General features: G+C 41.8%; 16 protein-coding genes. 4 read left to right on the plus strand and 12 right to left on the minus strand.

The window, feature by feature from the left end; genetic code table 11:
* The first annotated feature begins 1 nt into the window (after position 1).
* On the plus strand, positions 2–358 hold the full coding sequence (locus AC6UDG_RS01565) for an MmcQ/YjbR family DNA-binding protein (RefSeq protein ID WP_500706229.1): 357 nt from the start codon (positions 2–4) through the stop codon (positions 356–358).
* On the opposite strand, the gene AC6UDG_RS01570 is transcribed toward AC6UDG_RS01565, so the two are convergent.
* The 11 genes from AC6UDG_RS01570 to AC6UDG_RS01620 all read right to left on the minus strand — a co-directional run bounded on the left by AC6UDG_RS01570 (position 339) and on the right by AC6UDG_RS01620 (position 9,316).
* Positions 339–1,124: an energy-coupling factor transporter transmembrane component T family protein gene (locus AC6UDG_RS01570; RefSeq protein ID WP_500706230.1), complete on the minus strand. Its 786-nt coding sequence runs from the start codon at positions 1,122–1,124 to the stop codon at positions 339–341. The two genes, AC6UDG_RS01565 and AC6UDG_RS01570, sit on opposite strands and share 20 nt — an antisense overlap.
* Entirely contained in the window at positions 1,117–1,668 is a 552-nt protein-coding gene (locus tag AC6UDG_RS01575; protein ID WP_500706231.1) for a biotin transporter BioY, read from the minus strand. Before AC6UDG_RS01575 ends, AC6UDG_RS01570 begins: the two co-directional genes overlap by 8 nt.
* Before the next feature lie 442 nt (positions 1,669–2,110).
* The gene (locus AC6UDG_RS01580) at positions 2,111–2,458 is read right to left on the minus strand and encodes a type II toxin-antitoxin system PemK/MazF family toxin (protein ID WP_500693377.1); all 348 of its coding nucleotides are present in this window, start codon (positions 2,456–2,458) and stop codon (positions 2,111–2,113) included.
* Positions 2,458–2,724 (minus strand): AbrB/MazE/SpoVT family DNA-binding domain-containing protein, encoded by a 267-nt coding sequence (locus tag AC6UDG_RS01585; RefSeq protein WP_500693378.1) that lies wholly within the window; start codon positions 2,722–2,724, stop codon positions 2,458–2,460. The genes AC6UDG_RS01580 and AC6UDG_RS01585 overlap by 1 nt, the downstream gene beginning before the upstream one ends.
* A gap of 70 nt (positions 2,725–2,794) precedes the next feature.
* Complete coding sequence (locus AC6UDG_RS01590; RefSeq protein WP_500693379.1) at positions 2,795–3,439, minus strand: amino acid ABC transporter permease; 645 nt, start codon at positions 3,437–3,439, stop codon at positions 2,795–2,797.
* Positions 3,436–4,086 (minus strand): amino acid ABC transporter permease, encoded by a 651-nt coding sequence (locus tag AC6UDG_RS01595; protein WP_500706232.1) that lies wholly within the window; start codon positions 4,084–4,086, stop codon positions 3,436–3,438. The genes AC6UDG_RS01590 and AC6UDG_RS01595 overlap by 4 nt, the downstream gene beginning before the upstream one ends.
* Complete coding sequence (locus AC6UDG_RS01600) at positions 4,083–4,946, minus strand: transporter substrate-binding domain-containing protein (RefSeq protein ID WP_500706233.1); 864 nt, start codon at positions 4,944–4,946, stop codon at positions 4,083–4,085. Before AC6UDG_RS01600 ends, AC6UDG_RS01595 begins: the two co-directional genes overlap by 4 nt.
* 17 nt (positions 4,947–4,963) lie before the next feature.
* Positions 4,964–5,704, minus strand: coding sequence for an amino acid ABC transporter ATP-binding protein (locus AC6UDG_RS01605; protein WP_500706234.1), 741 nt, complete (start codon positions 5,702–5,704; stop codon positions 4,964–4,966).
* A 201-nt stretch (positions 5,705–5,905) separates the two neighbouring features.
* Complete coding sequence (locus AC6UDG_RS01610) at positions 5,906–7,129, minus strand: DUF2075 domain-containing protein (protein ID WP_500706346.1); 1,224 nt, start codon at positions 7,127–7,129, stop codon at positions 5,906–5,908.
* Positions 7,122–8,531 carry an MFS transporter gene (locus AC6UDG_RS01615; protein ID WP_500706235.1) on the minus strand — a complete coding sequence of 470 codons (1,410 nt, stop codon included), beginning with the start codon at positions 8,529–8,531 and terminating at the stop codon, positions 7,122–7,124. Before AC6UDG_RS01615 ends, AC6UDG_RS01610 begins: the two co-directional genes overlap by 8 nt.
* A gap of 23 nt (positions 8,532–8,554) precedes the next feature.
* Positions 8,555–9,316 (minus strand): pyrroline-5-carboxylate reductase family protein, encoded by a 762-nt coding sequence (locus AC6UDG_RS01620; protein ID WP_500706236.1) that lies wholly within the window; start codon positions 9,314–9,316, stop codon positions 8,555–8,557.
* Between the two features lie 183 nt (positions 9,317–9,499).
* Between AC6UDG_RS01620 and AC6UDG_RS01625 the strand changes: the two genes are divergently transcribed.
* A complete protein-coding gene (locus tag AC6UDG_RS01625; RefSeq protein ID WP_500693386.1) occupies positions 9,500–10,000 on the plus strand; it encodes a hypothetical protein in 501 nt (166 codons plus the stop codon).
* A 50-nt stretch (positions 10,001–10,050) separates the two neighbouring features.
* Here AC6UDG_RS01625 and AC6UDG_RS01630 read toward each other — a convergent pair whose 3' ends face one another.
* Positions 10,051–11,790 carry a phospho-sugar mutase gene (locus AC6UDG_RS01630; protein WP_500693387.1) on the minus strand — a complete coding sequence of 580 codons (1,740 nt, stop codon included), beginning with the start codon at positions 11,788–11,790 and terminating at the stop codon, positions 10,051–10,053.
* A gap of 152 nt (positions 11,791–11,942) precedes the next feature.
* Here AC6UDG_RS01630 and AC6UDG_RS01635 point away from each other — a divergent pair, with 152 nt between their 5' ends.
* Together AC6UDG_RS01635 and galE are read left to right on the plus strand one after the other, a co-directional pair.
* Positions 11,943–12,215: a GNAT family N-acetyltransferase gene (locus tag AC6UDG_RS01635; RefSeq protein WP_500696433.1), complete on the plus strand. Its 273-nt coding sequence runs from the start codon at positions 11,943–11,945 to the stop codon at positions 12,213–12,215.
* A gap of 12 nt (positions 12,216–12,227) precedes the next feature.
* Positions 12,228–13,220, plus strand: coding sequence for a UDP-glucose 4-epimerase GalE (gene galE, locus AC6UDG_RS01640; RefSeq protein WP_500693389.1), 993 nt, complete (start codon positions 12,228–12,230; stop codon positions 13,218–13,220).
* The last annotated feature ends 3 nt before the right edge of the window (positions 13,221–13,223 follow it).

Consider the following 13,223-nt stretch of genomic DNA (forward strand, 5'->3'; position numbering starts at 1 on the left):
AATGAATAATCGTGATGATGTCGTTAAATACATTAAAAAGCAGTTTGACGTGGAACCAGACCGGCCCTTTAAAGAATATCCAAAGTACTTGGCTTTTCGTCACAAAGATGACCAGAAGTGGTTTGGCTTGGTCATGAACGTGCCTCAAAATAAGTTAGGATTAAACGGGACTGATGAGATCGATGTCTTAGACGTGAAATTTGATCCAGATGTTGCCGGACTTTTAAAACAGTCTAAGGGATATTTACCGGCTTATCACATGAACAAGGAGCACTGGATTACGGTTGTGCTTGGTGAAGTTGATTCAAAACAGGTCCAAAAGATGATTCAAGATAGTTTTAAAATGACCTTAAAGTAAGAATTAAAGCTAAGTAGATGATGACACCGCCGCCAAAGATAGTATCTCGAATACTAAACTTGGTTTCGTGATATCTAGTTGATTGGGATTTAGGCGTGTAGCCACGGGCATCTAAAGTATTGGCTAGCTTATTAGCGTGGTTTGTGACCGCGTACAACAGTGGAATAATGAGTTGAACGTGGAGTTTGATTTTCTTGGTCAATTTTGATGAAGTAAAGTCAACCCCACGGCTGGTTTGGGCAACTTTCAGGTCGTTTAGTTCACCTAAAATGATGGGAATAAACTGCAGGGTGAGGGTAATCATTAACGAAAACTCAGATACAGGTAGATGCAGATAAGTTAATGGTCTCAGTAGTCGTGAGATTGCCTGCGATAAATCGGATGGACTGGTCGTAAACGATAAAAGGGCGCCCACTAGAAGTAGGAGAATGATTTTAACGCAAATTTGGCTTCCATAAAGCCAACCACCAACGTTAATCTGATTAATATCCAAGTCGTGATTGGTTGGAAAAATTCCATGATAAATTAAAATAAACACTAAAATGAACAAAATGGGCTTGATGGAACTAAGTGCCATGCTTACCTTGATGTGTGCCAAGTGATACAGTCCAATTAGTCCTAAAGCACCGATTCCAATTTGAATGGTCGTGGTTGACCACATGAAAGTGATCGTTACGAGCGTAATGAAAATGAGCTTGGTTCGCGGATCTAATTGCTGCATGAAGGAATGATTGTTTGCGTATGTGCCAAAGATAAAATTATTCATGTTTGAGTTGTGACACCAGACTAATTTTCTTGGTGGAAGCACAGATTAAACTAACGATCACGGCTTTGATGATATCACCAGGGATGAAGGCTAAGTTTGAAACTAGTGAGGCCGTTACTGACATGTGGGCAATCACTGAGAGGTACATGGCCCCAAAAACGTCGATTAAAATCACACCACCGATGACATTAGCAACAAGATACTTCCAGAAATTAATCTTCTTCCACAATTTTTCAACTAGGAAGCCAATAAGAAAGGCGGCAATGGGCCAAATGATGAAGTAACCACCGGTCGGACCCGCTAAAATCCCTAAGCCGCCACGTCCACCTGAAAGGACTGGCAGTCCAATTAAGACCAGGATGACTACCAGTAGGGCACTTAGAAAGCCGTTTTTCTTACCTAGAAAACTTCCCTGAAGCATGATGCCCATACTTTGTAGCGTAATTGGAACTGGGATAAACGGCAGTGTCAGCGGTGGAAAGAGGCCTAACACAACGACGATTGCGGCAAATAGCGCGTCATAAACAAGTTCTTTGGTCTTCATGATTGTTGTTCTCCTTAATTAATTACTTAAATGTCTTTATTTAAGATTATCGATTAAATTCATGAGAAACAATCATTTCATTAAATGATGTAGGCCAAATGTTGTTGGAACAATTATTTATCCGAAAATAAAATTGAGCCACATATTTATTTTTGCAACCTATGCCATCTGCATATGACTTATGAATACAAGAAAGCAGTAGACAGGTTGTCCGCTGCTTTTTATATCATTTAGAATAAATAAAAAACATGGTTTATTCTAAATTGACGAATTGATTGCTATAATAAAAATGAAGTTGCATTAGAGTTATCCAATTGTATGTGACTTTTGTGGAGTCGTTATCATGCAATGAAGCTCAGCGTCTTCTTTTCTAGTCAATTGACTAGAAGGGATCCATATAAAAAAGAGGTCACACCTTCGTGTGGCCTCTTTTTCGTATCCTTTAAAAGAACTGTTTAATATTATTAGTAATTTTCCGCATGTCCCGATCGTCTAATTTCGCGACCAACTTGGTTTCACTTCTAACTTCCATGTCCACGGTTCGGACGTGCTGAAGCATGGCAGTCCCATGAACGTTTTTGTTATTGACCTGAAAGTATAGTGGTGATTTCACGTACTTCTTTTCTTCCAAGTACTTAGCGGAAGAACTGATTGGGATTACAATCACCGTGTTCATTAGATGATTATAGTGATTGTTACTAACCACCAGACACGGACGTTTTTTCTTGGTTTCGGTGCCAAGTGCCGGTTCAAGATTAACGAAGTAAATCTCACCTTGTTTATAATTCATTAATCGATAACCTCCGACCCCTGATCAGGGCCCCAATCTTGTTCCGAACTGCTGACGTTACCGTATTTCTTTTCCTGATCTTCAACGATTTTCCAAAACCCTTCAAAGGATTCTTTAGGTGCCATTGTTACCGAACCATCTTTTTGAATTGTAAATTCCAGTTGGTCGTTTTGCTTAAGATTGAGAATGTCACGGACGGTTTTTGGAATCGTAATTTGATTCTTACTCGTCATTGTTGCTGTGATTTTAATTTTGTTTGTCAACATGCATTAACCTCCCATATGCCCTCATCCAATGTAGCTCAAAATCAAGGGAAAGGGAAGCAATTTGTGCAGGCTAAACCATTCTTTTGTCGAACCATTTTGCAAGTAAGGAGAGTCCGTAGTTAATAATGAAGTACATAATGGCAATCGTGACAAACATCGGGATCATGTAATTAGGGTTCTGACCGTAGATGACCTGAGACCTAAAGGTTAGTTCTGGAAGGACAATGGCGGTTGCTAACGAAGTATCCTTAACTAGTGAAATGAATTGGGAAATCAGTGGTGGAATGGACTTCTTTAGGGCCTGTGGCAACAGGATGTGCCATAACGTTTGGGCCTTATTCATCCCGGTTGAAAGGGCACCTTCAGCCTGGTCAACTCCAACTGAGAGTAAGCCACCACGGATAATCTCACCAACCATGCTGGCTTCAAAGACCGACATGGCAACGACCGTGGCCGCAAAGGAATTCAACTCCACCCCTAACTTTGGTAAAGCGAAGAAGGTGAAGAAGATAAGAAGCAGTAAAGGAAGATTTCTGATGGTGTTGGAAATGAAACGAACCGTTTTGGTAAAGTAGGGAACTTTTTCAAATAGGATAATTCCGATTAGAGTTCCTAGGATAAAACTAATAATAATTGAAATCACTGATACCAGAATGGTAACGACTAGACCACCCAGTAAATAGTGCATGTTAATTAAACTAAATGCTCCACTCATTGTGTGACACCTCCGTTCACTTTGCGCTCAATCACGCTCATGCATTTGGAAACAGAGACGGTAATGATGAGGTACAAAATTCCAACGATGATGTAGGTGTTAAACGGATCAAGATTTTCACCAGAGATAACGTTGGCCTGGTACATCAAATCGAATCCGGCCACAAATGACAGAATTGATGAGTTTTTAACCAGGTTAATGAACTGATTTCCAAGTGATGGGATCGCCAGTTTGAATCCTTGGGGTAAGACCACCTGAATCATAGCTTGAGTGTACGTTAATCCGTTCGCTCTGGCACCTTCCATCTGGCCCGAATCAACTGAATCAACGCCACCTCTAATACACTCAGCGATAAACGCAGACGTATAGAGGATTAATCCAATGGTCCCAGACCAAAATCCAGAAATGTGAAAATCAGCGGCGACCACCACGTAGAAGAACAGGGTAATGACCAGAAGTGGGATGTTTCTAAAGAATTCGACAAACGCACTTCCGATGAATTTAAGTAGTTTATTTGGAGCCATTTCTAGAAGGGCAAAGATGGTCCCCAGGACTAGTGATCCAACTAATCCAATGATTGAGGATAGGATGGTAATCCAGAAGCCGTCTAGAAGAGTTTTCCAATTTTCAAGAAAGATATTTATCATTTTTCAAGACTCCTCCAATCTAATCCAGGCACGTTTGAGAACCATTTCTTAATCAGCTTGTTGTAAGTTCCGTCGGAAATGACCTGTTCTAAAGCTTTATCCATGGCGGCCTTCAGTTTAGGTTGGTGCTTGTTCATTGCTAATCCGTAGGGTTGATTAGTGAATGGTTTTCCAACAACCTTGGTGGAACGATTTTGATCAGCTAGACCATATAGAATGGCGTTATCGGTAGTCACAGCCACACCCTGACCAGATTCAAGAGCACTTAAGGCCTGGGAATTATCTGGCATCGAGATGACCTTCGCCTTTGGAGCAAACTGTTTCATGGTTTGAATCGCAGTGGTTCCAATGGTCGTGATCACGGTGTATTTAGGATTGTTTAACTGAGAAATGTCCTTAATTGGGGAATCTTTTTTAACCAGAATTGATTGGCCAGCTGGAAAATACGGTTTGGTAAAGTCAATCACTTTGGCTCTCTCGGGTGTGATGGTCATCGTTGCGGCTACTGCTTCAACCTGATTGTTTTTTAGTAATTGGATTTTAGAGTTAGTGGTGACCGAAGTGAATTCGGGCTTGATTTTCGTTCCGGCGTCCTTGGCCATTTGGGCGGTGACGGCGCGTGCCATGTCGACATCAAATCCTTCACTTTGACCGGTCTTGGGACTGATTAAGCCAAATAGTCTGGTATCACCCTTAACTCCCCAGTGCATGACGTGGCTGTCCTTGATCCTGGCGTAGTCATTGGTTGCGACCGATTGATGTTTCTTAGCCTCAAGTCCGGTGAAAATGCCACCAATGATTATGACAATTAAGATGACGGAGGCAATCAAACCCACTCGTTTTAACTTAAATTTACTCATGGAATCTACCTCACTTTTTATTTATGTTCAACTTGTGATAGGAATTTGCGAGCTCGTTCGGTCTTAGGATGATCAAAGAATTCATCGGTCTTAGAGTTTTCCAAGATTTTCCCGTCAGCCATGAAAATAACGCGATCAGCAACGGATCTGGCAAAGCCCATTTCATGAGTAACAACGAGGGTCGTCATGTCCGATGTGTTGGCGATGTCTTGCATGATGTCTAACACACTTCCGACCATCTCGGGATCAAGGGCAGAGGTTGGTTCGTCAAACAACAACACCTTAGGATTCATTGCTAGGGAGCGAGCAATAGCAATTCGCTGTTGTTGACCACCGGATAATTGAGCTGGGTATTTGGCTCCTTGTTCTGGTAGGTTAACTCGTTCAAGTAGTTTCTTTGCTACTTTTTCGTTTTCAGCTTGAGGACGTTTTAAGACGATTCGTGGAGCCAGCGTGATGTTTTCGGTGATGGTTTTGTTGTTGTAAAGGTTGAAATGCTGAAAGACCATCCCAACGTCAGTTCTAAGTTTATTGAGGTTGGTTTTGTTGCTTGACAGATCTTTTCCGTCAACAATTAGTTGCCCCTCTTGAATGGTCTCTAGTCCATTAATGGTTCTAAGTAAAGTTGATTTACCCGATCCAGATGGTCCGATCAACACAACGTTTTCACCTTCGTGAATATCAAGGTTAATGTTGGTTAACGCGTGAAATTTGCCGTAGTACTTTTCTACGTCTTTGAATTGAATGATTGATCCCATTAAATTGTCCTCCTTATCATAAGCTCCAAAAAATGTATTTTGGGGTTATGACTAGATTATACGCATTGAAAGGAAATTACTAGCACTGATGGCACATTTTGTTACACAAAAGTAAATTTTTTTATCAGAACAACCAAAAAGGTCCCAAAATACGAACATTATGGGGCCTTTTAGCTTAATTATCTTTAAAATGGAACTTACTTAGTGGTTGATTTTTTGAAATGATTTCATCAATGCTTCTCTAATCTTCGGATCGTGAGCAAAGATGAAAGTCCCAAAGACACCGCGCTTCATCAACACATTCACGGAGTTCAGGATGATTTGCCGCCTTATTTGTGCAAATTTTTTCGGATCTGTGACGTCTTTTCGGTGTTTTTTGCTTTCAACATCGGTTTGCTTTTTTAAGTCAACCTTTACGCGATGATCTTTAGGGTCAAGATAGATTGGTGGACCTAAAATAATGCCAACGTAGTTCAAATCAAATCCCTGACAGGTGTAAATGGAGCCAACTTCATTGATGGTTTGAGGAATTTCCGCCCACGGAGTACTGGTGTAATTGTACTGATCCCACGGCATTTTGAAACCACCAAGTTCTTTGATGTAATGTTTTCCGCCATCTAAAGTTGATGGATAGCCGGTGGTCGAAACAATTCGGGATAAGCCCACCTCATCGTTTTTCTTCACAATCGCTTGACGCATTTTTTCAGCGTCATCAAAGATTTGAAAGTCGTAACCAGTATCAGCGTCCTTGGGGATTGGCAGTAGTTCGCCCGCCGTAAATTCATTGATCCAATGAACAAGGTCTGGTTTAGCGGTCATGCGAAACTGATGAGTCAGTTGATAGCTTTCGTGATAGTAGGGCTCAAGTAGTTTGTTTAAACGTTGCTTGTCCCAGTAACACTTGGTTCGTAGTACCTGATTCATGTCAAAGACGGCAATGACGACCTTGCTTGACTTAATGATTTCTTCTAACTGGTTTTTCTGATAGAAATTATTGTAATGGTCTGGTGAAGACAGTAGTAAATGGGCCTCATCAACAATCACAACGTCAGCACGTTCGTTTCGCTTGTGCATTTGGTTAATAAATGAGGTAGGACGCATAAAGTTCTTTTTTAAAACATTATCTTCGGATCCAGCAATTTGTTTGTAAACCTTCAAAATTTCTGGATGGTTAACTAAGAAGTAGTTCTTAGTGTCATGAAGCTTGCCTTTTTTCTTTGCGGCTTGTTGAAGTTTGAAAAAGAGTTGACTCAAAATGACACTTTTACCCGTTCCAGCATCTCCAAAGATCGTGAAAATGGACGGTTGTTTTTGATCGATTCTTTGCTTAATAAATTGTTCAATTTGATGAATTAATTGTTCCTGTTCCGTAGTTAAATGGTGAAGGTTGGGAGCAAGTTTCTTAATTGCTTGATTGTTATGCATTTTTGGCAAGGTGATTTCTTTGAATGGTCCAGTTAACTAGTGCAAGGATTAAGCCGAAAACGGCCAGTACGAACAGTAGTAAGAAGTCCATGTGACCACCCATGACCGTCTTTGAGACGTATTGGGCAGCACTGTGAGCCTGGTTCTGGTTAAAGGCGTAGATCGTTGCTAGGACGCTGGTACCGATTGAACCAGCGTATTGTTGGAGCATGTTGAAGAGCGAGTTCACGTCGGCTGAATCAGATTGTGGTGCGGTTTCTTGAGCATTGGTAATGGTACAGGAGAACGCACAGTTAAATCCAATTCGTAAAAGTGTGAATAACAGCGTCAATACGACCACCGTGAAGGCCGCCGTCATGGAACTAAACAAGAACGTGGCGATTGACAGCAGAACCATCCCAATCATGATTGGTTTAAAGGCTCCGAACCGGTCATAAGCGCCTCCCGCAAATGGCGAAATGAGGCCACCAATGATTGAACCTGGCAGCAGAATCAGTCCGGCAACCATGGCACTGGTATGAAGAACCGTCTCAGCGTAAATTGGAATTACGAATGACGCCCCAATATTAATGAACATCAACAAGAAGTAGTTCACGGCGTTCAGTGAAACCGTGGGGATCTTGAGTGGGTGAAGCGACATTAGCTGTGAATCACCATGACCATTGAGGTAGATAAATAAGACTAAGGTGATTAATCCAATGACGATGGGAATGAAGCCACTCATAAACGTTGCACCCTTGACGCCAAACTGGTTAGCACCCCAAACAAATGAAAATAGGGTCACGATCAAGAGGGCAAAGCTAACGAAATCAAATCGTTTGGAGATTCCCGGAGCTTTAAGATCAATGCTCTTAAGTCCGATAAACAGGGTAATTAGGACGATTGGGAAAGCCACGATGAAGATGTAACGCCATGAAAGTAGTGATGATAGCGTTCCCCCGTAAGTTGGTCCCAGTGCGGGAGCTAGTGAGATAACCATTGAAGCAATTCCAGTATAAAAGCCGATTTTTGGTCGGGGTACTTCAGCAAAAATGATTTGATACATCATCGGAAGTGAGATTCCGGTGGCAGCTGCTTGAATTAATCGTCCGACTAATAGGAGCCAGAAGTTGGGTGCGACCGCACACAAAATATCACCAAGGATAAACGCGGTGACCGCAAAGACGAAAATGTTTTTTAGTGGGAATTTCTTTAGGAGGTATGCCGTCGTTGCCATGGTAATGGTAACGACTAGTAGGTATCCAGTTGAAATCCACTGAACTAAGTTTAACGAAATGTGAAAAATTTGTGAGAGTTCTGGAAACGTAACGTTCATTGAAGTTTCTAATAGAATTCCACAAAATGATAGTAACGCGGTGGCGAGGATCGCGATTTTGGTTTTTAAGCTTACTTTTGAATCCAAATAATTTCCTCCATTACCGTATTTTATTTGTTGGCGTCGCTAACCGCCTTGTTGACGGCATTTCTAAAGCCGGTGGCGTCTAAAGTAACCACCCCACGAATGGTAGAACCACCAGGTGAGGTAACTTGGTCTTTCAAAGTTGCCGGTGAAATGCCAGTATCGAGTGCTAATTTGCCACTGCCTTGAACCATACTTGCAGCGACCTTAAAGGCGGTCTCACGGTCAAGGCCATTTTGAACGGCGGCGTCAGCTAAGGCGTCCATGAAGACGTCGACAAAAGCTGGGCCACATCCAGCAACCGTTCCCACGATGCCAAGGTTTTGGTTGCTGGTTTTAATGAGCGTTCCTAGGTTAGTGACAACGTCTAAAGCCGACTTAACGTCTGCTTCATTAGCATTCTTAGATTTACCAACGGCGATGCAACCGGCGTTCACGGCAACCGGGATGTTAGGTACGATACAAACCACTGAGTTGTTTTGGTGCACGTCATTAATGGCTTGTTCACTAACCCCCTGGGCCGCTGAAACGATCACAGTTTGGTCTGGCAATTTGGTGTTCTTCAGCACTGCCACTGTGATTGGTGCGGGAGTTGTTACAAATAGGACGTTTAAGTCACTTGGAAAATCATCGGTGACAATTGTGAAGCCAAGGTCTTTTGAGAAGTTTTTAAGCTCATCGGTTACGTGATGACCCTTTACTAAAACGTCACTCGCGTTATATTTGTTGACAAGTCCTTTAATGATGGCGCTGCCCATATGGCCGGCACCTAATACTCCAATTTTCATGTGATTCACTCCTTAATTTATCATTATGATAATAATGATACATCATTGTTAATTGGTTATGTAAGCAGGAATTAACAAACCAATGATTTTACCGAGAGAAAGTTACTATTGGTAAGCGCTTACAGCTAATGATATAATGAAAGTAATAATTCACAAACCAAACATCAGAAAGGGGTTGGCAATTTGAGCTTAAAAAGTTGGTTTAGTAATTTGACGGATAAGGAGACCCCGAGCCTTTCGGATTCGAAACTGGCCGATAACGTTCAATTCATTGATAACGAAGGAAAATACCTTGAAACAGTTGTTAATAGTTTTAAAGATAACTCCGGGTTAGTTCATTATCGTGGTGATGGTTACACCGTTGAGAATTCATTTGCGTTTGCGATTGGTGACCTAGTCAATGACGATAACTTGCTTGAAAAATGCGCTTATTCGATTAAATTGTTAAAAAGAATGGACGCACCCAAAAAATCAAAGTTGGCCTCCTTAATTGCGCAGTTGATTAAGATGATTACGTATGTTTCTGATTATGTTACGGGAATGCGGCGTGATATGCGCCAGGGAACAACTGGTCATGCTGCGATCCAGATGTTCTGGCGTAGTGAGAAGGCCATTAAGGAATTTAAAGTTGAAAAAGTGTACACGGTCGCACTTGTTAATGCTGATGAACCAGTAACTAAATGAAAGTATCAAAAAACTGGACTCAAACGAGTCCAGTTTTTGTTTGCTTAAAATTATTTATTTAATAGTTCATCGTCAACGGCTTGAGTGTAGCTCTCGAGTTTTTGATCAGCTGCCTTTGCTGTATCAGCTTTAACCCCGATGTAAAACTTGATCTTGGGTTCAGTTCCAGAAGGACGAATTGCAAGCCAAGTCCCATCATCAAGCCAATACTTTAAAACGTTCGATTGTGGTAACTCAATTTTTTGGGTTGAACCATCAGCCATCGTCGTGGTGGAAGTCTGGAAGTCTTCAAGCTTAATCACCTTGGCGCCATTGAATGTTGTCATGGGATGGTCTCTAAAGTCTTTCATGATTGCGGCCATCTTGGATTTACCCTCTAGACCATCGAATTCCTTGGAGATGGTCTTTTCTCTAAAGTAACCGTACTTCTTGTAGATATCCTGAAGACCGTCGTACAGGGTCATCCCCTTTTCCCGGTAGTAAGCAGCAACTTCAGCAAGTAGTAGGGTTGACTGAATGGCGTCCTTATCTCTTACAAACGGTTTGATAAGATAACCGTAGCTTTCTTCAAATCCAAAGAGGAAGGTATGATCGTGATTTTGTTCAAAGTTTTTGATTTGTTCCGCAATAAACTTGAAGCCGGTTAGGACGTTCTTCATCTCGATCCCGTAATTCTTGGCAATATCGGTGGCGAGTTCAGTTGAAACGATTGATTTGACCACTACTCCATCCTTTGGAAGGGTACCAGCGTCTTTTTTGGCTTGAAGAATATAATTTAAAAGAACACTGGCAATTTGGTTTCCAGTCATGAGTTTGTACTCACCATCGGGTTGTCTAACGGCGGCTCCCAAACGGTCAGCGTCAGGGTCGGTCGCAATCAGAACGTCCGCATCTTCTTTTTTACCCAATTTAATGGCAAGATCGAAGGTTTGCGGGAATTCTGGATTAGGAAATGGTGTAGTAGGAAATTCAGGGTCGGCGATGGTTTGTTCAACAACCGCGTCGTAGTTCTTGAACCCAGCGTCTGAGAGTGCCCGTCTAGCAACAATTTTACCAGTCCCATGAAGGGGAGTGTAGACAAACTTCAGGTCTTTTCCTACCTTATTAATCAGGTCATGGTTCACGTTGACCGTTTGAACGGCTTCTAGATAAGGAACGTCGACATTTTCACCAACGATACTCATGAGCCCATCCTTTCTAAGGTCCTTTTCCTCTGAAACTGGAATTTTGAAGAGGTCGTTGACCTTGCGGATGTAAGTAGTTATTAGATCGGATTCTTTGGGTGGCATTTGACCACCATCTTCACCGTAAATCTTGTAACCATTGTATTGTTTTGGATTGTGACTAGCGGTAATCATGATTCCGGCGTAAGTGTGTAAGTGACGCACAGCAAACGAAAGTTCCGGAGTTGGGCGAATGTCATCAAAAACAAACGTCTTGATGCCGTGAGCACCAAGTACCCGAGCCGCTTCGTGAGCAAAAAGTTGCGAGTTGTATCGGGGATCAAAACTAATAACAACCCCACGCTTTTTTACCTCAGGATCAAGGGTGTCCATCAATTGGGCGAGACCCTCAGTGGCTTGTCTAACGGTATAAACGTTCATCCGGTTCGTTCCAGCACCGAGCGTTCCACGCATTCCGGCCGTTCCAAATGAAAGTGATGACCCAAAAGCGTCTTCAATTTGTTCCGAATCGTTTCTCATTTTGGCCAAATCGATTTTTAATTCTGCCGGCATATCTTCTTGAGAAACCCAGTTATCATATTCCTGTTTAGTATCTGTTGCACTCATAATTTTCCTCCTGGAAATAATTTTTCCACGTCGAATAGTTTGAATTGTAACTTCTAATATGGATTATAATTAAAGTCCGACACTCCGTCAATGTAAGCGCCTTTATATTGATGTCAAGACTGTGATATACTTACGCTAAGGTGGTGAGACAAATGAAATTTGATTATGAACCAGGCCGTTTCTATGCTAACGATGTCCATGGTGATTTAATTGCTGAAGTTACTTTTACTGAAGATAATGGAGTAGTCTCCATTAACGAAACATTTGTGAACCCAAGTTATCGTGGCCAGGGTTTAGCTGGAAAGTTAATTATGGTAATGATTGATTACGCCAAAGAAAACCATGATTTAATCAAACCAGTTTGTTCCTTTGCCGTTAAATTTTTCGAAAAAAATACTCAATATGATGATTTATTAGATAAATAGGAGGTAATTAAGATGGCTGTATTAGTTGCTGGAGGAGCTGGATACATTGGCTCACACATGGTCGATCAATTAATTAATAAAGGTTACGATGTTGTAGTGGTTGATAATTTGTCAACGGGACACCGCAAGGCCGTTAATCCAAAGGCCAAGTTTTATGAGGGGGATACTCGTGATTCTGACTTTTTGGATGACGTTTTCGCTAAGGAAAATATCGATGCTGTAATCCACATGGATGCTTTCTCACTGGTTCCCGAATCAATGAAGGATCCTTTGAAGTATTTTGATAACAACGTGATTGGGATGATTAAGCTGTTGGAGTCAATGAAGAAAGCCGGAATTAAGTACCTGGTCTTTTCTTCCACAGCTGCTACTTATGGTAATCCAGAGCGAATTCCAATCTATGAAAAAGACCGAAAAGACCCCATCAACCCTTATGGTGAAAGCAAGTTAATCATGGAGCACATTATGAAGTGGGTTGATGAAGCTTACGGAATTAAGTTTGTTGCTCTTAGATACTTTAACGCTGCTGGAGCCAAGGAAGACGGTTCCATTGGGGAGGATCATCATCCAGAAACCCATTTAATTCCCATCGTCTTAAAGGTGGCTGCAGGTCAGCAGGATACCATGAAGATTTTTGGGGATGACTATGACACGCCAGACGGGACCAACGTTCGTGATTACGTGCACGTCCTTGATTTAGCGGACGCTCATATTTTAGCCATGAAGTATCTGGAAAAGGGTAATCCAAGTAACATCTTTAACCTCGGCTCATCAACTGGTTTTTCTAATAAACAGATCGTTGATGCCGCTCGAAAGGTTACTGGTAAGAAGATTCCGGTTGAAATTGACGCAAGACGTGGTGGTGATCCTGATACCTTGATTGCTAACTCTGACAAGGCGAGAGAAGTTCTTGGTTGGAAACCACAGTTTGATAACGTTGAAGAAATCATTAAAACCGCTTGGACCTGGAAGACTAAGCATCCAAATGGTTACGAAGATAAGTAAATG

The organism is Fructilactobacillus sp. X2R1C1 (genome assembly GCF_059901435.1).

Coding starts and splice junctions, on each gene's coding strand:
- galE (WP_500693389.1), top strand. CDS start 12,228: ATGGCTGTATTAGTTGCTGGAGGAGCTGGATACATTGGCTCACACATG.
- AC6UDG_RS01565 (WP_500706229.1), top strand. CDS start 2: ATGAATAATCGTGATGATGTCGTTAAATACATTAAAAAGCAGTTTGAC.
- AC6UDG_RS01600 (WP_500706233.1), bottom strand. CDS start 4,946: ATGAGTAAATTTAAGTTAAAACGAGTGGGTTTGATTGCCTCCGTCATC.
- AC6UDG_RS01620 (WP_500706236.1), bottom strand. CDS start 9,316: ATGAAAATTGGAGTATTAGGTGCCGGCCATATGGGCAGCGCCATCATT.
- AC6UDG_RS01575 (WP_500706231.1), bottom strand. CDS start 1,668: ATGAAGACCAAAGAACTTGTTTATGACGCGCTATTTGCCGCAATCGTC.
- AC6UDG_RS01570 (WP_500706230.1), bottom strand. CDS start 1,124: ATGAATAATTTTATCTTTGGCACATACGCAAACAATCATTCCTTCATG.
- AC6UDG_RS01610 (WP_500706346.1), bottom strand. CDS start 7,129: ATGCATAACAATCAAGCAATTAAGAAACTTGCTCCCAACCTTCACCAT.
- AC6UDG_RS01595 (WP_500706232.1), bottom strand. CDS start 4,086: ATGATAAATATCTTTCTTGAAAATTGGAAAACTCTTCTAGACGGCTTC.
- AC6UDG_RS01635 (WP_500696433.1), top strand. CDS start 11,943: ATGAAATTTGATTATGAACCAGGCCGTTTCTATGCTAACGATGTCCAT.
- AC6UDG_RS01605 (WP_500706234.1), bottom strand. CDS start 5,704: ATGGGATCAATCATTCAATTCAAAGACGTAGAAAAGTACTACGGCAAA.
- AC6UDG_RS01590 (WP_500693379.1), bottom strand. CDS start 3,439: ATGAGTGGAGCATTTAGTTTAATTAACATGCACTATTTACTGGGTGGT.
- AC6UDG_RS01580 (WP_500693377.1), bottom strand. CDS start 2,458: ATGAATTATAAACAAGGTGAGATTTACTTCGTTAATCTTGAACCGGCA.
- AC6UDG_RS01585 (WP_500693378.1), bottom strand. CDS start 2,724: ATGTTGACAAACAAAATTAAAATCACAGCAACAATGACGAGTAAGAAT.
- AC6UDG_RS01630 (WP_500693387.1), bottom strand. CDS start 11,790: ATGAGTGCAACAGATACTAAACAGGAATATGATAACTGGGTTTCTCAA.